Origin of the sequence: Aliiruegeria sabulilitoris (assembly GCF_001558155.1) — a bacterium.
In the GTDB taxonomy this organism is placed as follows: Bacteria; Pseudomonadota; Alphaproteobacteria; order Rhodobacterales; family Rhodobacteraceae; genus Tropicimonas; species Tropicimonas sabulilitoris.
Window position 1 is genome coordinate 96028 of the sequence record NZ_LOAS01000003.1, and the last position, 20876, is coordinate 116903.

General features: G+C 63.7%; 14 protein-coding genes. 4 read left to right on the forward strand and 10 right to left on the reverse strand.

All coding sequences use genetic code 11. The features are described from left to right. Positions 1 to 172: 172 nt before the first annotated feature. The 3 genes from ligA (at position 173) to AX756_RS26615 (ending at position 4696) form a co-directional block, all read left to right on the forward strand. Positions 173 to 2371, forward strand: a complete 2199-nt coding sequence (ligA, locus tag AX756_RS04935) for an NAD-dependent DNA ligase LigA (RefSeq protein WP_068309274.1) — start codon at positions 173 to 175, stop codon at positions 2369 to 2371. After that, positions 2368 to 4458 carry an ATP-dependent DNA helicase RecG gene (gene recG, locus AX756_RS04940; RefSeq protein ID WP_068309277.1) on the forward strand — a complete coding sequence of 697 codons (2091 nt, stop codon included), beginning with the start codon at positions 2368 to 2370 and terminating at the stop codon, positions 4456 to 4458. Before ligA ends, recG begins: the two co-directional genes overlap by 4 nt. Before the next feature lie 115 nt (positions 4459 to 4573). Further along, the gene (locus tag AX756_RS26615) at positions 4574 to 4696 is read left to right on the forward strand and encodes a hypothetical protein (RefSeq protein WP_269432943.1); all 123 of its coding nucleotides are present in this window, start codon (positions 4574 to 4576) and stop codon (positions 4694 to 4696) included. Positions 4697 to 5081: 385 nt separating this feature from the next. Here AX756_RS26615 and AX756_RS04945 read toward each other — a convergent pair whose 3' ends face one another. The 4 genes from AX756_RS04945 to AX756_RS04960 form a co-directional block, all read right to left on the reverse strand. Further along, positions 5082 to 5924: an SDR family NAD(P)-dependent oxidoreductase gene (locus AX756_RS04945; RefSeq protein WP_068309281.1), complete on the reverse strand. Its 843-nt coding sequence runs from the start codon at positions 5922 to 5924 to the stop codon at positions 5082 to 5084. A gap of 273 nt (positions 5925 to 6197) precedes the next feature. Beyond that, positions 6198 to 7304, reverse strand: a complete 1107-nt coding sequence (gene galK, locus AX756_RS04950) for a galactokinase (protein ID WP_068309284.1) — start codon at positions 7302 to 7304, stop codon at positions 6198 to 6200. Beyond that, a complete protein-coding gene (locus AX756_RS04955; protein ID WP_068309286.1) occupies positions 7301 to 8353 on the reverse strand; it encodes a UDP-glucose--hexose-1-phosphate uridylyltransferase in 1053 nt (350 codons plus the stop codon). The genes galK and AX756_RS04955 overlap by 4 nt, the downstream gene beginning before the upstream one ends. A gap of 452 nt (positions 8354 to 8805) precedes the next feature. Further along, on the reverse strand, positions 8806 to 11019 hold the full coding sequence (locus AX756_RS04960; protein WP_068309288.1) for an NADP-dependent isocitrate dehydrogenase: 2214 nt from the start codon (positions 11017 to 11019) through the stop codon (positions 8806 to 8808). A 265-nt stretch (positions 11020 to 11284) separates the two neighbouring features. Between AX756_RS04960 and AX756_RS04965 the strand changes: the two genes are divergently transcribed. Further along, entirely contained in the window at positions 11285 to 13498 is a 2214-nt protein-coding gene (locus AX756_RS04965; RefSeq protein ID WP_068309290.1) for a hypothetical protein, read from the forward strand. A gap of 33 nt (positions 13499 to 13531) precedes the next feature. Here AX756_RS04965 and fdhF read toward each other — a convergent pair whose 3' ends face one another. The 6 genes from fdhF to choW form a co-directional block, all read right to left on the reverse strand. Further along, positions 13532 to 16288 carry a formate dehydrogenase subunit alpha gene (gene fdhF / locus AX756_RS04970; RefSeq protein WP_068309292.1) on the reverse strand — a complete coding sequence of 919 codons (2757 nt, stop codon included), beginning with the start codon at positions 16286 to 16288 and terminating at the stop codon, positions 13532 to 13534. Next, entirely contained in the window at positions 16288 to 16827 is a 540-nt protein-coding gene (locus tag AX756_RS04975) for a periplasmic heavy metal sensor (RefSeq protein ID WP_068309294.1), read from the reverse strand. Before AX756_RS04975 ends, fdhF begins: the two co-directional genes overlap by 1 nt. 4 nt (positions 16828 to 16831) lie before the next feature. Continuing rightward, positions 16832 to 17086, reverse strand: coding sequence for a hypothetical protein (locus AX756_RS26000; RefSeq protein WP_163886650.1), 255 nt, complete (start codon positions 17084 to 17086; stop codon positions 16832 to 16834). 3 nt (positions 17087 to 17089) lie between these two features. After that, positions 17090 to 18769 (reverse strand): NAD(P)H-dependent oxidoreductase subunit E, encoded by a 1680-nt coding sequence (locus AX756_RS04985; protein WP_082738959.1) that lies wholly within the window; start codon positions 18767 to 18769, stop codon positions 17090 to 17092. Positions 18770 to 18959: 190 nt separating this feature from the next. Then, complete coding sequence (choV, locus tag AX756_RS04990) at positions 18960 to 19994, reverse strand: choline ABC transporter ATP-binding protein (RefSeq protein WP_068309301.1); 1035 nt, start codon at positions 19992 to 19994, stop codon at positions 18960 to 18962. Continuing rightward, positions 19991 to 20827: a choline ABC transporter permease subunit gene (gene choW, locus AX756_RS04995; RefSeq protein ID WP_068309304.1), complete on the reverse strand. Its 837-nt coding sequence runs from the start codon at positions 20825 to 20827 to the stop codon at positions 19991 to 19993. The genes choV and choW overlap by 4 nt, the downstream gene beginning before the upstream one ends. Positions 20828 to 20876: the final 49 nt, after the last annotated feature.

The window sequence follows — 20876 nt, forward strand, 5'->3', positions numbered from 1 at the left end:
TCAGGCAGTGTATCTCGGGGCGGTTCATGGTGACATGGCCGCCCACTTTTTTTGCCTGAAGCGTCGGCGGGAAGGACAACCGGCTCTCTGGTATGGGGTTCCCTGTCGGCGGTATCTGGACCAGACGCCGTCCACCCCCTATCAATCGGGAACCTTGGCGGCGGAGGAAGACATGGCAAAATCGAAAGCGGTGCAATCCCTGACTGCCAAAGAGGCCGCCAGCGAGCTTGCGCGCCTGGCGCAGATGCTGGCGGATGCCAACCGCGCCTATCACGCCGATGATGCGCCAGTGATGAGCGATGCCGAATATGACGCGCTCAAACGACGAAATACCGAAATCGAGGCGCGTTTCCCGGAACTGATGCGACCGGACACCCCGACGGAACAGGTCGGCGCCGCACCCTCGGAAGGTTTTTCCAAAGTCACGCATGCCGTCCGGATGCTCTCGCTTGGCAATGCCTTTGAAGACGAGGACGTCTTGGAGTTCGACCGCTCGATTCGCAATTATCTCGGGCTGTCGGCGGACGCACCGCTGGCCTACACGGCCGAGCCCAAGATCGACGGGTTGTCGCTGTCGCTGCGCTACGAGAATGGCCAGCTGGTCCAGGCTGCAACGCGCGGCGATGGCAGCGTTGGCGAGAACGTGACCGCCAATGCCCGCACTATCGGCGATATCCCTCAACATATTGAAAACGCGCCGGAGATCCTGGAAGTGCGCGGCGAGGTCTATATGAGCCACGCCGATTTCGAAGCCCTCAACGACCGAATTTTGGCCGAGCATGCCGCGATCCCGAACCCCGGAAAACGGGTTGCAAAGACCTTCGCCAACCCGCGCAACGCCGCGGCGGGGTCTCTGCGCCAACTCGATCCCGCGATCACCCGCGAACGCCCGCTACGCTTTTTTGCCTATGCCTGGGGAGAGCTGTCCGCGCCGCTGGACGAGACGCAACTTGCCGCCATCAAGCGACTGGCTAACCTGGGTTTCCAGACCAACCCGCTCACCATCCTCTGCCCCGATCCCGAGGCGATGATTCGCCATTATCGCGATATCGAAGCGCAGCGGGCGAGCCTCGGCTATGATATCGATGGCGTGGTCTACAAGGTGGACGATCTGGCGTACCAGGCGCGGCTTGGCTTCCGTTCCACCACGCCCCGCTGGGCGATCGCGCATAAATTCCCGGCCGAGCTTGCCTGGACACGGCTTGAGGGGATCGACATCCAGGTCGGCCGCACCGGCGCGCTCAGCCCGGTTGCGCGCCTGTCGCCGGTGACAGTGGGCGGGGTCGTGGTGTCGAACGCGACCCTGCATAATGAGGACTACATTTCCGGGCGCGACAATTCGGGCGCGGAAATCCGGGAGGGTCGCGATATTCGCGTCGGCGACTGGGTGCAGGTCTATCGCGCCGGCGACGTGATCCCCAAGATCGCCGATGTCGACATTTCGAAACGCCCTGCCGATGCTCAGCCCTTTGCCTTTCCGCATACTTGTCCGGTCTGCGGTTCTGACGCCATCCGCGAGGAAGGCGATTCCGTCCGCCGCTGTTCTGGCGGCATGATTTGTGCCGCTCAGGCGGTTGAAAAACTGAAGCATTTCGTCTCCCGCGCGGCCTTCGATATCGAGGGGCTGGGCGCGAAACAAGTTGAGCAATTCTATCGCGATGGCTGGATCAAGACTCCGGCGGACATCTTCGATCTGGAAGAAAACTACGGCTCCGGGCTGCAGCAATTGCAGAACCGGGAGGGGTGGGGCGAGAAATCGGCCACCAATCTCTTCCGCGCCATCGAAGAGAAACGGCGTATACCGCTCAACCGTTTCCTTTTCGCGCTAGGACTTCGGCATCTGGGTGAGGTGGCGGGCGCGACGCTCGCGCGGCATTTCGGCAGTTGGGACGCCCTGAAAACGGTGATCGACGGCGCGATTTCCGAACCCGCCGCGCAGGCCGGGGATGCCAAGGCACGCAAGGCGGTGCTGGAGCAAAGCCCGAACTGGGCCGAGTTGCTGTCGGTCGATGGCATTGGCGAGACGCTGGTGCAATCGCTGGTAACCGCGATGGCGCAGACGGCCGAGCGGGAGATGGTCGACGCGCTTGTCGACCGGCTGCAGATCCAGGATGTTGCGGCGCCGCGCGTGAGCGACAGCCCGGTCGCCGGAAAGACCGTTGTCTTCACGGGTACACTGGAAAAGATGACCCGGGCCGAGGCCAAATCGCGCGCCGAAGCACTGGGCGCGAAGGTGTCCGGTTCGGTCTCCAAGAAGACGGACCTGCTGGTTGCTGGACCCGGCGCAGGCTCCAAGGCAAAGAAAGCGGCCGAGCTTGGCATCGAGACGCTGGATGAAGACGGCTGGCTGGAACTGATAGGGCAGGCATGAGCGGGCGGCCGTCGATCCTGTTCCCGCTCTTTGCCGAGCTGGAGACGCTGGAAGGCATCGGGCCGAAAACGGCCCGTAACCTCGCGCATATCGACATCGAGCGCCCGCGCGATCTGCTCTTTACGCTACCGCATTCCGGCATCGACCGCAGGCGGGTTCCGACGGTGCAGGGCTTGGAGTTGCCGCGCACGGCAAGTGTCGAAGTGACGGTCGGCCAGCATCACGGCGCGGCGCGGCGCAACGGGCCCTATCGGATAGAGGTCGAAGATGCGCAGACACGTTTCCAGCTCGTCTTTTTCCACGCCAATGCCGAGTATCTTCAGCGGCAGTTGCCCACCGGGCAGCGCCGTCTGGTGTCGGGCAAGATCGAGTTTTTCGATGGTGTGGCGCAGATGGTCCATCCGGACCACATCCTGCGCCCGGAAGAGGCGGGGGAGATCCCGGAATTCGAGCCAGTCTATCCACTGACCTCGGGCGTGACGCAGAAGGTGATGCTGAAGGCAAGCCGGGGCGCGTTGAAACGGGCGCCGGACTTGCCGGAATGGTCCGATCCCGGGCTGGTGGAGCGAGAGGGATGGACCGGCTGGAGAAGCGCGCTCGAGGCCGCGCATAGCCCCGAGAGCCTGCGCGATATCTCCGCTGACAGCGCCGCGCGGCGGCGGCTGGCCTATGACGAGCTTTTCGCGCATCAGGTGACGCTGGCGCTGGCCCGGCAGGTCGAGCGGCGCGGCAAGGGGCGCCAATCCGTCGCGACGGGCCGTTTGCAGTCACGCGTTCTGGATGCCTTGCCCTATGTGCCGACCGGCGCACAGGAGCGCGCGATCGCCGAGATCTCCGCCGATATGGCTGGCCCCAAGCGCATGTCGCGGTTGCTGCAGGGCGATGTCGGCGCGGGCAAAACGCTGGTCGCGGTGATGGCGCTTCTGGTGGCGGTGGAGGCCGGCGGGCAAGGTGTGATGATGGCACCGACCGAAATCCTGGCCCGACAGCACCTGGAATCGCTGCGGCCGCTGGCCGAGAGCGCGGGCGTGGTTTTGGAACTCCTGACCGGCCGCGACAAGGGGGCGGAGCGGCGGGCCAAGCTGGAGGCGCTGGCGCGTGGCGATATCCATATTCTTGTCGGCACACATGCAGTGTTCCAGAAAGATGTGGAATTCCGGGATCTTCGACTCGCCGTGGTTGACGAACAGCATCGCTTTGGCGTGGCTCAGCGGATGGAACTCGGCGCCAAGGGGCACGCGGTCGATGTGCTGGTGATGACCGCCACACCGATCCCCCGCAGCCTGTCGCTCGCGCAATATGGAGATATGGATCTTTCGGTGCTGGACGAGAAACCACCCGGGCGCCAACCGGTGCAGACGGCGCTCGTTTCCGCCCAACGTATCGACGAAGTGGTCGAGAGGTTGCGCCGCGCGATTGCAGAGGGGCGGCAGGCCTACTGGGTTTGCCCTCTGGTCGAGGAGAGCGAGGTGGTCGACATGACCGCTGCCGAGGACCGCTTTCGTCACCTGCGTGCCGCCCTCGGCGAAGGCAAGGTCGGTCTCGTGCACGGACAGATGCCGCCGGCGGAAAAGGACGCCTCGATGGCGCGTTTCGTTGCGGGGGAGACGGCGGTGCTTGTGGCAACGACGGTGATCGAGGTCGGGGTCAACGTTCCGAATGCCTCGATCATGGTCATCGAGCAGGCGGAGAATTTCGGCTTGGCGCAGTTGCACCAACTGCGCGGACGGGTCGGGCGCGGCGCGACGGCCTCGACCTGCCTGCTCATGTACAAGGGGCCGCTGACCGAAGGCGGGCGCCGGCGGCTTGAGATCCTGCGCGAGACGGAGGACGGTTTCCGCATCGCTGAGGAGGATCTCGCCATGCGCGGGGCAGGGGACCTGATCGGAACCGCACAGTCGGGCCTTCCCAAATTCCGAGTTGCCGATATCGAACGGCAGGCGGGCCTGATGCAGGTGGCCCAGCAGGATGCCCGCCGCTTGTTGCAGGACGACCCGGACCTGACGGGCGCGCGCGGCAAAGCCGTCCGCACGCTCCTTTGGCTCATGGAACAGGACAAGGCGATTCGCCTGATTTCAGTGGGTTAACGGGCTTGTTCCACTTTGTTCACGAATGTTCTTAAAAAGTTCTTTACTTTTGCGTGCCGAAATGAGAACAAAGGTGCAACAAAGCGAGCAAAGACAGCCAACAGGACCTGCCCCGATGTTCACCGATCTGAAAGACCTGATTGCCCGTACCGAAGCGACTCTTCTGCCTGATGCACTTGGCGCGGTTGCGCTCATGGTGATCCTCGTCGCTGGCCTGCATCTGCCCGCGCTCGTCTGAGTTTCTGCCTGCGATCTGCCAACCGGCGGCGTCCATCCTCGTCCCCATCGTGATGAACGCCCGGCATCTTGCCTGTCCCCAATAGGTCAGGGGCGCGCCTCGCCCCAGCCAGCCGGACTACAGAATCGCGACTTTGCCGCCGCCATCCAGCCCGGATGCGCGGCGGTTTTTTTGTTCGGAGGACTGTCCTCCAATGGGGAGCTTGTCGACGTTCTGGGCGTGCGGTTGCGATCCTGCGGATCGTGCCTCCGGTGCGGATACTTGCGGAAAGAGGAAAGGCCCGTCCGCGCACCGCCTTCTTCTTTCCTCAAATATCTGGAGGGTTTGGGGGCGGTGCCCCCAAATGACCGATATGAGTTTGGGGGCGAGATCCCGGCCGGGCGGTCTAGGCTTTCCGAATATAGGCCTCGAATGCTGCCGCATAATCGGGATGCCAGCGCGAGAGGGCCGGTCGGTTCTCGATAATGTCGCCCATCGCCCAGGCCATCCGCTTTTCGTCGAGTTCCCGCGAGACGTCGTTATCCGGGCAAAGAATGTAGAAATCCCGTTCGCGGAGTTTGTCCATTGCAAAACGCGCAAGTTCCTCCGACGTCCAGGCGCCGTCGGGCTTCGTTGTCCGCCCACCGGCGGTGAGTTCGGTGAAAACGAAGCCGGGGATCAGCAAATGCGCGCTGAGATGTGCGCCCGGACCGCTGCGCAATTCGTGCGCCAGAGCCTCGCTATAGGCCTTAACGCCGGCCTTGGCGACATTGTAGGCCGGATCGCCCGGAGGCGTGGTGATCCCTTGCTTGGAGCCCGTATTGACAATCATCCCGGGGCGGGCGCGCTTGATCATCCGCGGCGCGAAGGCGCGTGTTCCATTGATGACGCCCCAAAGATTGGTATTCAGAACAGCTTCCCAAGCGTCTCGCGGGCCGAACATGGAGCTGCCGGGCTGGATGCCCGCGTTGTTGACGAGGATGTCCGTGCCCCCGAAACGCTCGGCAACCTCCGCCTCGAGCGCTTCCATCGCGGCTGCATCGGAAACATCGGCGCTGCGCGTCATCACGTCGGCGGCACCGGCAGCGCGCACGCTCTGCGCAGCGGTGTCCAGAACGTCCGCGCGATTGTCCACAAGCACCACGCGCATGCCGATGGATGCGAATTCCCGCGCGAGGGAAAGGCCGATCCCGGCACCGGATCCGGTGACGACAGCGACGGAATCTTCATTGAAAACGGAATCGACCATCTGAACCTCCCATTTGGCTTCGCCGGCACCCTAGCGCGCAGCAGGCCAGAACCCAATGGGACGCTTTGGTTCGAACCGGAGGGCAGAGGAAAAGAGACCCGCCAAATCAATCAGTTGAGACCTGTTCCAGGCAGAACAGCCGGCGATCGACATGGCGGGCCTTTCCCGCAGCGACTCAAGCGCCGCACGCAGGAGGAAGTGGAGCCTCATCCCGCACGCCCTCAAGGTCGGTCATAATTCCTAACAATTGGTTGCCCTGATCTGTTGGAGGCCTCAGGTGACCGCAAGCACCCGCGCTTTGGAGAAAGAGTCCACCAGCGCCTGTCCGACCGTTTCGACGGCGGTATCAGGCACCAGCACAACGATGGAGCCGCCGAAGCCGCCGCCCGTCTGGCGCGCGCCGATGGCGCCGGCCTTCAAGGCCGCCTCGACCAGCGCATCCGTCTCCGGAACGGTGATCTCGTAATCGTCCCGCTGCGAGGCGTGGCTGGCATTCATCAGTTCGCCGAAAAGGATCATGTCCTCGGCCTTGAGAGCGTCGAGCCCGTCCAGAACGCGCTGGTTGTCGGTGATCACATGCCGCGTGCGCCGCGCCAGAAGCCCCGGGATACCCGACAGGCGATCAAGATCGCCGGGGCCAAGGTCGCTCAACATCTCCACACCGAGCGCCTCGCAGGCGGCGTTGCACTCGGCCACCCGCGTCGCATAGCCATCCTCGGTCAGTTGATGGCTGACGCCGGAATGCACGATGACGAAGCTGTGCCCATCGGGCAGATGCGCCGGCTGGTAGTCCAGCGTCCGGGTGTTCAGGAAGAGCGCATTGCCGGGCGTGCCGACGGAGGAGGCAAACTGATCCATGATCCCGCAGGGCATGCCGACGAAACCATTCTCCACCGCGCGGGCCTTTACGGCAATCTCGACCGGAGAAATCGGCTTTCCGAACAGCTCGGAGGCGGCCCGGATCGAGGCGACTTCGAGCGCGGCGGAACTCGACAGGCCCGCCCCCATCGGCAATGTCGTGATCAGCGTCACGCGTAGTCCGGTTTCCGCGATCTCCTCTTGGGCGACGGCCTTCAGGCAGCCCAGCACGTAATCCGACCAACGGCCTTCCTTGCCATCCGTGATCTTGCGGGTCTCGGAGGCATTGAACGTGTCCGAATAGGCCTCCACCACGCCCGGTGCTGGCCCGCGTCCGACCGCGATGGAGACGCCAAGCCCCTTGAGCGGCATCGGCAGCACGTAGCCGCCATTGTAATCGGTATGTTCGCCCAGCAGGTTCACACGACCGGGGGCATAGGTGGTCAGCTCCGGCGCCCGGCCGAAATGCTGCTCATAGGCGGCGGCGACATCAGCCGTCATGTCCCGATCCTGCGTTTTCACGAGGCGGCTCCTTGCTTGTAGTGGACATCCGACAGGCCGCGCAGCCGCTCGGCAGCCTGTTCCGCCGTCAGGTCGCGCTGCGCTTCCGACAGCATCTCGTAGCCAACCATGAACTTGCGCACCGTGGCCGAGCGCAGCAGCGGCGGGTAGAAATGGGCGTGCAACTGCCAGTGGTCCCAGCGGCCCTCCCGCGTCGGCGCGCCATGCCAGCCCATCGTGTAGGGGAACTCGGTCTCGAAAAGGTTGTCATAACGGGTGCAGAGCCGTTTGAGGATATCGGCCAGCCCATCGCGTTCCGTCCCGGTCAGATCCGGCAGCCGCAGCACGTGGCGGCGCGGCATCACGAGCGCTTCAAAGGGCCAAACCGCCCACCACGGAACGACGGCTAGCCAGTCGTCATTCTCGACGACGATGCGCTCCTGTTTCTGCGCCTCGGAAGCGGCATATTCGACCAGCAGCACATTGCCGGTCTCTTCGAGATGTTTCCTCTGGCATTCGTCTTCGCGGGTGACCTCGTTGGGCAGGAAATCGGAGGCCCAGATCTGCCCATGCGGGTGCGGCTGCGAGCAGCCCATCACCACGCCCTTGTTCTCGAACAGCGCCACCCAGTCATATCGCGCGCCCAATTCCTCGATCTGCCCGGCCCAGACATCGACCACCTTGCGGATCTCTGTCACGGGCAGTTCGGGCAGTGTCAGGTCATGGCGCTCCGAAAAGCACATGACGCGCGCCGTGCCGCGCACATTGGTGGCACGGAACAGCGGATCGCCCGTGGTGCCACCCTCTGGGCTGTCGGTCAGCAGAGCCGGAAAGTCGTTGTCGAAGACCCAGGGCCCCTTGTAGCTGTCATTCACTACGCCATTGTTGCGCGTGTTGCCGGGGCAGAGGTAGCAGCCCGGGTCGAATTCCGGCTTCTCCACACCTGCGGTCTTTTCCTGCTGGCCGGACCAGGGACGCTTGTTGCGATGCGGAGAGACGAGCACCCATTCGCCCTTGAGGGGGTTGAAACGCCGATGCGGTGCGTCGGTGGAGACGGTATCGGATGCCATGTGCTCATCCCTTTGCACTGGGAACGCGCATTCAGGGCTGTATGCGCGTTTGTGTTCTAAATTGTTCGATTTTGTCGATACTTCGGCAGGGCTTCGGGGTTCTTGTCCAAAAGGTTCCTGTCGTTCCTGCATGTCGAACGCTACGCGGGTATCATATTATAAGCAAATCAGCAAGAAGAAGCGCGACTTTGGGGCGGGGTTTCCGTGCCTCCAACATGGCGCTGTGTCGAAAAACTAATAAACTAATAACGAAACTAATAATGCCTTTCCGCCGCGTGTTACATCCACCTTCCCCAATTATCTTGGGGGGAGCGCTCGCATGAGTGCGGGGCCAACGCCCCCTATACTGAAAACGCCCGCAAGTGACGCGTCAAGATGCGCGCAACGGAGACGCACGGAAAACGGAAAACGCCCGCCGAAGCGGGCGTTTCCTACTCTGCAATCGACTGTGTTCAGCCAATGATCGCGTTCAACGTCGCCGAGGGGCGCATTACCGCGGCGGTCTTGGCCGGATCGGTGTTGAAGTAGCCACCGAGGTCAACCTTCACGCCTTGCACAGCGGCCAGCTCGCCGAGGATCGCTTCCTCGCCATCGGCCAGCGCCTTGGCGATCGGGGCGAACTCGGCGGCAAGCGCGGCATCTTCGGTCTGCGCGGCCAGGGCTTCGGCCCAGTAGCGGGCGAACCAGTAATGGCTGTCGCGGTTGTCGGGCTCGCCCACTTTGCGCGAGGGCGAACGGTTGAAGTCCAGGATGCCCTGAGTCGCGGCCTCGGCGGCTGCGCCCAGCACGCCGGCCTTGGCGTTTTCGTTGGTGTCGGCGAGGAAGTTGAAGCTCTCGCCGAGGGCACAGAACTCACCCATCGAGTCCCACCGCAGGTGGTTCTCGGCCACAAGTTGCTGGACGTGCTTGGGGGCCGACCCGCCGGCACCGGTCTCGAACAACCCGCCGCCATTCATCAGCTTGACGATGGACAGCATCTTGGCCGAGGTGCCCAGCTCCAGGATCGGGAACAGGTCCGTCAGGTAGTCCCGCAACACGTTGCCGGTGATGGCGATGCTGTCCTTGCCGGCGGTGATAGTCTTGAGCGACTGGGCAGTTGCTTCGCGCGGCGCCATGATCTGGAATTTATCCGCAACACCAGCGGCTTCCAAGGCGGGTTTCACGTATTCGATCAGCTGCGCGTCATGGGCGCGTGCGCTGTCCAGCCAGAAGATCGCCTCGGAGCCAGTCAGGCGCTGACGGTCCAGCGCGAGCTGGATCCAGTTCTCGATCGGGGCCTTTTTCACGGTGCAGGCGCGCCAGATGTCGCCGGCCTCGACAGCGTGCGAATGCAACGTCTCGCCATTTGCCAGGACGACGCGGATCTCGCCATCGCCCGGGGCTTCGAAAGTGGTCGGGTGGGAGCCGTATTCCTCCGCCTTCTGCGCCATCAGACCGACATTGGCGACAGAGCCCGCAGTGGACACGTCCAACGCGCCGTTGGCTTTGAAGAAGTTGATCGTCTCGTCATAAACCGTGGCATAGCAGCGGTCGGGGATGACACAGTTGGTGTCGCCCTTCTGGCCTTTCTCGTCCCAACCCTTGCCGCCAGCGCGGATCACGGCCGGCATGGAGGCGTCGATGATGACATCCGACGGGACATGCAGGTTGGTGATGCCCTTGTCGCTGTCGACCATGTACATGGAGGGGCGCTCGGCGGCCACGGCTTCGATTGCGGCCATGATCTCCGGGTTGCCCTTCACGCGCTCCAACACGTCACCCATGCCGGAATTGGCGTTCACGCCAAGCGCGGCCATCTCGCGGCCGAATTTCTCGAAGACCGGGGCGAGCCAGGCCTTCACCGCGTAGCCGAAGATGATCGGGTCGGAGACCTTCATCATCGTGGCCTTCATGTGCAGCGAGAACATCGTGCCGTCGGATTTGGTGTCCTCGATCGCTTCGGCGAGGAAGGCCGAGAGCGCACGCACCGACATGAAGGTCGCGTCGGCCACGGTGCCTTCTTCCAGCGGCCAGCCAGCCTTGAGAACGCTCACGGCACCGTCCTTGGCGACGAACTCGATCTTCGCGTCGCCGGCCTGCGCGGCGGTGATGGTGGCGGATTTCTCGTTGGCGAAGAAGTCGTTATCCGACATGGACGAGACCTTGGTCTTGCTGTCGGAAGCCCATTTGCCCATCGAATGCGGGTTCTTCTGGGCGTAGTTCTTCACCGCCCTGGCGGAGCGACGGTCGGAGTTGCCCTCGCGCAGAACGGGGTTCACGGCGGAGCCCTTGATCGCGTCATACTTGGCGCGCACGGCCTTTTCTTCGTCGGTGGCGGGATCCTCGGGGTAGTCCGGCACGGCAAAACCCTGGGCCTGCAGCTCGGCAATGGCGGCGGTCAGCTGCGGCACGGAGGCGGAGATGTTGGGCAGCTTGATCACGTTGGCTTGCGGCGTCTTCACCAGCTCACCCAGTTCCGCAAGGTCATCGGAAACCCGCTGATCTTCCTTCAAATATTCCGGAAAAGTCGCAAGAATCCGTCCGGCGACGGAGATATCTTTCGTTCCAACCTCGATTCCGGCTGCGGCAGCGAATTTCCGGATGATCGGCAGCAACGAAGCAGAAGCGAGTTCGGGCGCTTCGTCTACCTTGGTATACAGAATGTCGGGCGTTTGGTTTTCAGCCATTTGTCGTTACCTTTCAAAATATTCCGAAGTGTTCCTCAGGTCGGGACAGGCGGCGCGGCATTCTCCCCAATGCCAGATTCTGCGACTGCAGGCCCGGTTCGGGCGGCACAGTAGCGACTCTGGAGGAACATGCAAATGCGACCATAAGTGTGCATCTGCAGCAAAACGGGGTTGCGCCTCGGTAAGAGCTGGTCCCTGCCGCAGTTCCGCCGTTTACCTGCTTTCAATTGCAGCCCATCATGCTGGCAAAAGCCGGGAGAGCAGAATGGACCGATCTCAGACGCATGGCGGCCAAATCGTCGCCCATCGCAACGACCGCATGGGCGGGCGGCTGATCTCCATTCTCAATGCCATCCGAATTTCGCGCGACTATGACATTCCCTTCGTCGTGGCCTGGGTCAGCCATGGCCGCACCGCCGAGGAGCTGCGCAACCCGACCGATATCTTTACGCCGGAATATGTCTCGCGCCATTTCATCGATGGCGACATGTCGGCTGCGGACTGGGCGGCGCTGGACGATCTGGACGCGACTCATCTCGGCAGTGCCGAGTCGCTGAAGGCAGCCGCGACCGAAGGGAAGGGGTTTCTTTCGCAGCGCTCGGTGGGTACGACCGTTCTGCCATGGGAGGATGCGGAGGCCGTGGCCGAGCGGCTGGCGGGCTGTTTCGACGGCATCGGCTTTTGCGATACGATCCGGCGCGTCTCCGAGCAGATCGACGCGCGGCTCGCGGGCACCCATCTGAGTGCCTATCACATCCGGCGCGGCGACATCATCTCCAACCCGATCACCTCGCAGAAGCTCTGGCCGAACAAGTATATCCCGCGCGAATTCTACGAGGTGCACCTGACCCACCAGTTGGAAGACCCGGAGGCGGCCTGTCTCGTCTTTTCCGACACGCGCCACGAGGTGGAGCGGCTCAAGGTTGCCGGTGGCGACCGGGTGATGACCTTCGAGGAGCTGGTGGGGGACGAGGAATTGCTGCTTGGGCAGCGCGATTTCCTTGAACTTTTTGCCATGTCGCGCTGCAAGCAGATCTTCGGCCCGCCGCATTCCGCTTTTTCGCAGACCGCGGCGACGCTGGGCGGCGGCACGGTCTTCTCGGTGCAGGACGCGCTTTCCTCAGAGGGGCAGGCCGAGGCGATGGAGCTTCTGATCTCTCGCATGGATGCGCCGGAGGAACATTTCCTCGGCGATGGCGACCTGGGACAGTGCTTCCCCTTTCTCGTCGATTACCTGCGCGGGCAGGGACGCGCCGCGCAGGCCCGCGACCTGCTCGCGGCACAGGTCAATCGCGGCTTCCGCAAGCCCTATGTCTTCCCGCTTCTGAGCGAGCTTTGCGTCGATTGCGGTGACCTTTCCAGCAGCCGCAAGGTGCACAAGGCAGCCTGGGGCCGTCCGGTGACCGGTGACGATGCGCTCGGAAATGTTGCCAGCTACGCGGCGCTTGCCCATCTCGAAGCCGGGGAAGCGCAGGAGGCGCATCGCTGGGCGCATGTCGCTTGGTGGATGGGTCCGATGGACCGGCTGGTGCCCGGCGTTCTGGGGGCGCTGCTTTCGGCGGGTTGGCTGAACCGTGCGCCGAGCTATCCGATCGACCCCCGCATGATCTCGCGCAAGGGCAGTCTCTTTCCCGGCGCCGACGAGCGGCTGTCGAAACTGAACGACTATGCGCCGCCCGAGGGTTGGATGGACGCCGGCACGGTGTCCTACCCCTGGGAGGTCGCGCTCAGGGATTGGCGGTTGGTGCATGGCAAGCGGGTGGGGCGCGGCTACTGGAACCATACCCGCATTCGCAACGGGCTGGTGCGGCTGGAGAAAAACCACGCGCGCCTGGCCGGTAGCCCGGAGTTGGAGAGCGCAGCGGCGGTGATGCTGCGCGAGTTGGGCCAGGCCGACGAGGCGCTGGCGCGCAACCGCGCGGCACTGCGCGCCTATCCCGACGAACCGATCTACCTCAAGCGCGAGGCAGATATTCTGCTGGAAGACGGCAAGCTTGCCGCGGGCCTTGTGCGGCTGGAAGAGGCAACAGAGGCGGCGGAGCGGCACCCCTGTTACCTGGCAGCCCTCGGCCATTGGTATGGCCGCGCCAAGCGTCCGGAGGAGATGGCTCAGGTCTATGCCGAGATCGCCACGGTGGAACATGACCTGATCGAGCTGCAGCTGATGACGGCGGAAGTGCTCCGCCGCCGGGAGGCAACACGGGAGCAGGCGCTGGCGCAGATCACCCGTGCGGTCCAGCTCGGCCATGGCGCGCAACGGCTGCAGACGGCGCAGGCGCGCATCCTGGCCGAGATGGGGCAGTTGGAGCGATCCGCGGCGATCTTCCGGGAACTGGCCCGCAGCGGCGTGGCGCAGGCGACGACATTCGCCCACATGTATCGCCTGTTCGACAAGGCCGGAGAGTTGCCGGTTGCGGAGGCCGTCATCGCCGAAAGCCCGTTCCCTGTCGCCGAGATCCGGGAGCTGGTCGAGGGCTAGTCGGGGCGCCGCCCATGGGCCGCGCTCGTTAGGTCAGGCAGGTTCCACACGAACGGCCGAGAACTTGAACTCGGGGATCTTTCCATATGGATCCAGCGCCGGGTTGGTCAGTACATTCGCCGCCGCCTCGACGAAGGCGAAGGGCACGAAGACCATGTCCGGCGAGACTGCCCGGTCCGCCCGCGCCATGATCTCGATAGCCCCGCGCCGCGTGCTTAGCCGCACCATGCCGCCCGGCTCCACGCCGAGCTTGCGCAGCGTGGCCGGGTGGAGCGAGCAATTCGCCTCCGGCTCCACCGCGTCCAGCACCTTCGAGCGGCGGGTCATGGACCCGGTATGCCCATGCTCCAGCTGCCGCCCGGTGGTCATGACCATTGGGAAATCCGCATCCGGCGCCTCGTCCGGTGCGATGATGGCGGCGGGGGTGAATTTCGCCCGGCCACCCTCGCGCGGGAAGCCGTCGCCGAACACCACCGCTTGCCCCGGATCCTGCTCGGACAGAGACGGATAGGTCACGCTCTCCCGCTCCAGCCGTTCCCAGGTGATGTTGTTCAGGCTGGCCATGGTGATCTTCATCTCGGCAAAGACCTCGCGCGGATGCGTATACTGCCAGTCCAGCCCCAGCTTGCGCGCAAGCTCCATGGTGATCGCCCAATCCTCGCGCGCCTCGCCCGGCGGGGCGAGGGCAGGGCGGACCATCTGCACCTGCCGGTTGGTGTTGGAGACGGTGCCGGCTTTCTCGTAGAGCGCGGAGGCCGGCAGGATCACGTCGGCGAAATTGGCCGTCTCGGTCAGGAAGATGTCCTGCACCACGAGGTGCTCCAGCTTGGCCAGCGCTTCGCGGGCATGCTCCACATCCGGGTCCGACATGGCCGGGTTTTCGCCGAGGATATACATGCCGCGAATGCGCCCGGCATGGACGTCATCGAGGATCTCGGTAACGGTCAGCCCCTTCTGGTCGCCAAAATCCTCCGAGCCCCAAAGCTCGGTGAAGCGCTGGCGGATACCGTCATCCGTAACGGATTGGTAATCGGGCAGGAACATCGGGATCAGGCCTGCATCGGACGCACCCTGCACGTTGTTCTGTCCGCGCAGCGGGTGCAGCCCGGTGCCGGGGCGCCCGACATGGCCGCACATGAGCGCGAGGCTGATAAGGCAGCGCGAGTTGTCCGTGCCGTGGATATGCTGGCTCACACCCATGCCCCAGAAGATCATTCCCGCCTTGGCCCCGGCAAAGGTCCGGGCGACATCGCGCAGGGTTGCCGCGTCGATGCCGCAGATCTTCGCCATCTTCTCCGGGGCAAATTCGGCCAGATGCGCCTTTTCGGCTTCCCAGTTTTCGGTGCGCTGAGCGATATAGGCTTCGTCGAAAAGGCCCTCCTCGACGATGGTCGCCATGATCGCGTTGAGCATGGCCACATCGGTGCCCGGCCGGAATTGCAGCATATGCGAGGCAAAGCTGCGCAGGCCGATCCCGCGCGGATCCATCACGATCAGCTTGCCACCACGTTTGGCGAACTGCTTGAAATAGGTCGCAGCGACGGGGTGGTTCTCGACCGGGTTGGCGCCGATGACGATCGCCACATCGGCATTCTCGATCTCGTTGAACGTGGCTGTGACTGCGCCCGAGCCGACATTTTCCAACAGGGCGGCGACCGAGGAGGCGTGGCAGAGCCGGGTGCAGTGGTCCACGTTGTTGTGGCCAAAGCCCTCGCGGATCAACTTCTGGAAGAGATAGGCCTCCTCGTTGGTGCATTTGGCCGAACCGAAACCGGCGACCGACCGTCCGCCATGCGCGTTACGCAAGCCGCCAAGGCCACCGGCTGCGGCCTCCAGCGCCTCGTCCCAGCTCGCCTCGCGGAAATGGGTCGAGAGGTTTCCGGGGTCCACATTCAACCCCTTGGGAGGCGCATCCGCGCGCCGGATCAGCGGCTTGGTCAGCCGGTGTTCGTGGTGGATATAGTCGAAGCCGAAACGTCCCTTGACGCACAGTCGGCCCTCGTTCGCCGGCCCGTTGATACCTTCGACATGGGCAATCCGCCCGTCCTTGACCTTGAGGCTGACAAGACAGCCCACGCCGCAGAACGGGCAGACGCTTTGCGTCTCGCTGTCGAAATCCGCTTTGTCGCCGCGCTGCGCTCCGTCCATGATCGACGCGGGCATCAATGCGCCAGTTGGGCAGGCCTGCACGCATTCGCCGCACGCCACGCAGGTGGAGGCGCCCATCGGATCGCCCTGATCGAAGACGGGGAAGCTGTCATGCCCGCGCCCGGCCATGCCGATCACGTCATTCACCTGCACCTCGCGGCAGGCCCGCACGCAAAGGCCGCACTGGATGCAGGCATCGAGGTTGACCCGCATGGCGACGTGGCTGTCATCCAGAAGCGGAATGCGCGCCTTCTCCATGGCTGGAAAGCGGCTCTCCTTGACGCCGACGGCATCCGCCATGTCCCAGAAATGGCTGGAGAGGTCATGCGCATCCTCGCGCTCCGGTTGGTCGGCTACGAGCATCTCCACCACCATCTTGCGCGCGCTCTCGGCGCGGGCGGTGGCCGTATTGACGACCATACCCTCGGATGGCTCCCGGATGCAGGAGGCGGCGAGGTTCCGCTCTCCCTCGATCTCCACCATGCAGGCCCGGCAATTGCCGTCCGGCCGGTAGCCGGGCGCGGGCTTGTGGCACAGGTGCGGGATCTTCAGGCCGCGCCCATTGGCGGCCTCCCAGATCGTGGTGCCCTTGGCGACGGTGAGGTCTTCGCCGTCGAGGCGGAAGGTGACGCTGTCGGACATCAGTGGCTGCCTCCATGCGCGGAATGATCGCCATGCGCGCTGCCTTCATAGCCTCGCGCCTGCGAATAGAGCATTTTCTGATGGCGGGTCAGGAAAGGCGCGGTACGCAGATGAGCCCCAAGATGGACTTTCCGAAGTGCCGCCCGCGCGGCCTCGGCTTCGGCCAGCAGCTTGACGAGGCGCCCGGGATCGATCTCGCCGTTCGCGAATGCCGCGTCCAGCGCCGCTTCCGCGTCGAGCATCCGGCGCCCTTCTGATTTGGCTGCCATTTTCATTTCGTCAAAGATCGTCTCGATCTGGCTTCTTTGTTCGGTATCCAGCGACAATGCGTCGGCCATTTCCAACACATGCGCCGGCCCCGGCCAGCCATTGAGTTCCGCCGGCAGGGCAAGCCCCCAGCCTTCGCCAGCCTCGATGGCGGCGATATCAGCCTCCGAGAAGGACGAGATCGCGCGGTCCTGCTGCCCAGCATAGGGCGCATCCTGCGCAAGGGCGGGAGCGCTCAGAGCAATAAAGGAAAGGAAATACAGAACCTTCATTGGTCTATTCGTTTCCCGGCTTTGCTGAGAAAGCGAATTCGCGTTCCAAAAGATCCCACAACTGGCGCGCCACAGTTTCATCGAACTGGAAGGTTTGACTTAATTTACCCGGTATTTGCCTGTCCATCGATCCGTATGAATTGAGCTGCAGGACTTTGTGCCCATCGTATTCACTGACGATGTATTTGCACGAGACTTCTGTCTTGTGGAGACCTCGAAGTTCGTGATCGTCCTTTTCTATAAACATCACGCGTGCCAACGTTCATACCTCCTCGGGAAAATGTTTCATCACCAGCCGGATCGGGTTCGGGGCCGCCTGTCCAAGCCCGCAGATCGAGGCGTCGACCATGACCTCGGAGAGTTCCTCAAGCAGTTCGCGATCCCATTTCTCCGCCTGCATCAGCTTCACGGCCTTCTCGCAGCCAACTCGGCAGGGCGTGCATTGCCCGCAGCTCTCATCCTCGAAGAAGCGCAGCATGTTGAGCGCCGCGTCGCGGATGCTGTCCTTGTCCGAGAGCACGACGACGGCGGCCGAGCCGATGAAAGTGCCGTGCTCCTGCAATGTGTCGAAATCCAGCGGTACATCCGAGAGCGTCGCCGGCAGGATGCCGGAGGAGGGGCCGCCCGGCTGGAAGGCCGTGAAAACGTGCCCCTCGGCCATGCCGCCGGCAGCGGTGATGATGTCGGTAATGTTGGAGCCGGCCGGCAGCAGGTAGACGCCCGGCCGCGCAACCCGGCCAGAGACTGAATAGCTGCGGAGCCCGGTGCGCCCGTTATGTTCCACACCGTTGAGCACCTCGGGGCCGAAACGGGCAATGCGCGCGACCCAGTAGAGCGTTTCGATATTGTTCACCAGCGTCGGCTGGCCGAACAGTCCCACTTGCGCGACATAGGGCGGGCGGTGGCGCGGGATGCCGCGCTTTCCCTCGATCGACTCGATCATCGCGCTCTCTTCGCCGCAGATATAGGCGCCCGCGCCGCGGCGCATCTCGATATAGCCCTTCTTCACCAGCCCGGCGGCTTCAAGCGCCGCGATCTCCTGGCGCAGGATCTCGCGTACCGCGGGGTACTCGTCGCGCATGTAGAGGTAACAGCGCTCCGCCTCGATGGCCCAGGCCGAGATCAGCATGCCTTCGAGGAACATATGCGGTTCGCGTTCGAGGTGGTGGCGGTCCTTGAAGGTGCCGGGCTCGCCCTCGTCGCCATTCACGGCAACAAAGCGCGGGCCCGGGTTGGAGCGCACGAAGCCCCATTTCCGCCCCGCCGAGAAACCCGCGCCGCCCAGCCCGCGCAGGCCCGCCTGCACGATCTGGTCCTGCACGTCTTCCCAGTCGCCGGCCGCCCGCAGCAGGCGCAATGTCCGGTAGCCGCCCTGCGCCTGGTATTCCAGAAAGCTCTGGCGGTCGGGCAGGTGGGGTTCGAACTCGCCTGCCTCTATTGCCGCCATCACCTTGCCCGGCGTGGCGCGTTCAACGTGGTTATGGCCCAGCTCCACCGTCGGCGCGGAATCGCAGCGCCCCATGCAGGGCGCGCGGAGCACGCGGACCTCGCTCGGGTCCAGCCCTTTTTCCAGCGCCCGCCGCAGCGCCTTGGAGCCCGCCATCTCGCAGGTCAGCGAGTCGCAGACACGGATCGTCAACGCAGGTGGCGGCGTCTCGCCCTCCTGCACAACGTCGAAATGGGCATAGAAAGTGGCGACTTCATATACCTCGGCCTGGGAGATACGCATTTCCTCGGCCAGCGCGCGGATATGGGCGGCGGAGAGGTGCCCATGGGCATCCTGAATCAGGTGCAGGAATTCGATCAGCAGGTCGCGCCGGCGAGGGCGCGTGCCCAGAAGCGTCCGGACCTCTTCCAGCGCCCGATCCTCGAGCTGTCGCCCCTTCGGTGTCCGGCGCCCACGCCCGCGCCCGGATTTCCAGATTCCGGCCTGGTCGGTCATCCGCTCCCCCTTCATTCTCTCCACCCCGCGCAAACGGGATCCCCTGAGACGACAGCCGAGCAAGCTATGAACGAAAACGCAATAGTTGAACCGGCCGCATGCGCAATTTCACCCTAGTTGGCAGACCGCACGGACAATGCAGCCCGCCGAAAGCGACAGGGCAGGGTGGCTTCGCGACCGAATGGTCGGCTCAGATGTCGGCGCGCGGGTCCAGCAGGCGGTGCATCACCGTCGCCTTGGTAACCTGCCCGACAAGCCGACCCTCCCGCTGCACACCAAGCGTGATCCCTTGGTCGAGCAACAGCTGCATCACATCTTCCACCGGCGTATCGGCCCCGATTATATGTGCGGGAAACTCGCCCGATACGGTCTCCATCACGTCCGAGGCCCGCAGCACGCCCAACGGGTTCATGTGAGCGACGAAATCGGCGACATATTCGTCGGCCGGGTTGGAAAAGATCTCCTGCGGCGTACCGCATTGCACGATCCGCCCGCCCTTGAGGATCGCGATCCGGTTGCCGATCTTGAACGCCTCGTCGAGATCGTGGCTGACGAAGATGATCGTGCGTTGCAGCCGTTCCTGCAATTCCAGCAACTCGTCCTGAAGCCGCGTGCGAATGAGCGGATCAAGCGCGGAGAATGGCTCGTCCATCAGAAGGATAGGCGCGTCAGTGACAAAGGCGCGGGCAAGGCCCACACGCTGCTGCATCCCGCCCGACAGCTCCCCCACCTTGCGGTCGGCCCAATCGGCAAGCCCGACCAGTGCGAGTTGTTCATCCACCTTGGCCGTGCGTTGCGCGACGGCCATGCCGCCAAGCTCCAGACCGAGGCCCACATTCTCGCGCACTGTCCGCCACGGCAGCAGCGCGAATTGCTGGAACACCATGGCGATCTTGCTCAGCCGCATCTGCCGAAGCGTCGCCTTGTCGGCATGGGTGATATCCACCATGTCGCCGCCGTCGTTCACTTGCACCGATCCGCGAACCACCGGGTTCAGCCCGTTCACGGCCCGCAGGAGCGTCGACTTGCCAGAGCCCGAGAGCCCCATCAGCACGAGGATCTCGCCGCGCTCCACCTCCAGCGAGCAATCATGCACGCCGAGCACCTGCTGGGTCGCCTCCTGTATCTCGGAGCGGGACTGCCCCGCATCCATCAGCGGCAGCGCGCGCTCGGGATGGTTGCCGAACACGATGGACACATTGTCGAAGCGAACCGCTGTGCTCATTTCTTCGCTCCCACATTCAGAATACGGTCCAGCATGACCGCCACTACGACGATCACGAAGCCCGATTCAAATCCAAGCGCCGTGTTCACCTGGTTGAGGGCCCGTACCACCGGAACGCCCAACCCATCCGCGCCCACGAGCGCCGCGATGACCACCATCGACAACGACAGCATGATGGTCTGGTTCAGCCCGGCCATGATCTGCGGAAAGGCGAAGGGCAACTCCACCTTGGTCAATACCTGCGAGGGCGTCGCGCCAAAGGCGCGGGCCGCCTCCAGCAATGCCTTGGGGGTGGTCGACACCCCAAGGTAGGTCAGCCGGATCGGCGCTGGGACGACGAACACCACCGTCGCGATCAGACCCGGCACCATGCCGATGCCAAAGAAAACAATCGCGGGAATGAGATAGACGAAGGTCGGCAGCGTCTGCATCAGGTCCAGAACCGGTCGCATGCCCGCATAGAGTTTCGGGCGATGTGCCGCCGCGATCCCGATCGGCACCCCGATCGCCATGCAGACGACACAGGCCGACAGCACCAGCGTCAGGCTCTCCGTCGTCTCCTCCCAATAGCCCTGGTTTATGATGAACAGGAAGCCCACCGCCACGAAGAGGCATATTTTCCAGTTGCGCTGCAACAGCCAGCTCAACCCGACAAATGCCAGCACCACCAACAGGGGATGCGGCGCCTGCAGCACGAAGAGGATGGCATCGATCAACCCCTCCATCAGGTTCGCAAGCCCGTCAAAAAACCACTCGCCGTGATCCTGCAACCAATCGAACACGGCTTCCGCCGCCGATCCCACGGGGATCTTGTTCTCCGTCAACCAATCCATCGAGCCTCCATGACGGGCGGCCCATGGGCGCTCGCCTGATTGTCGTCTT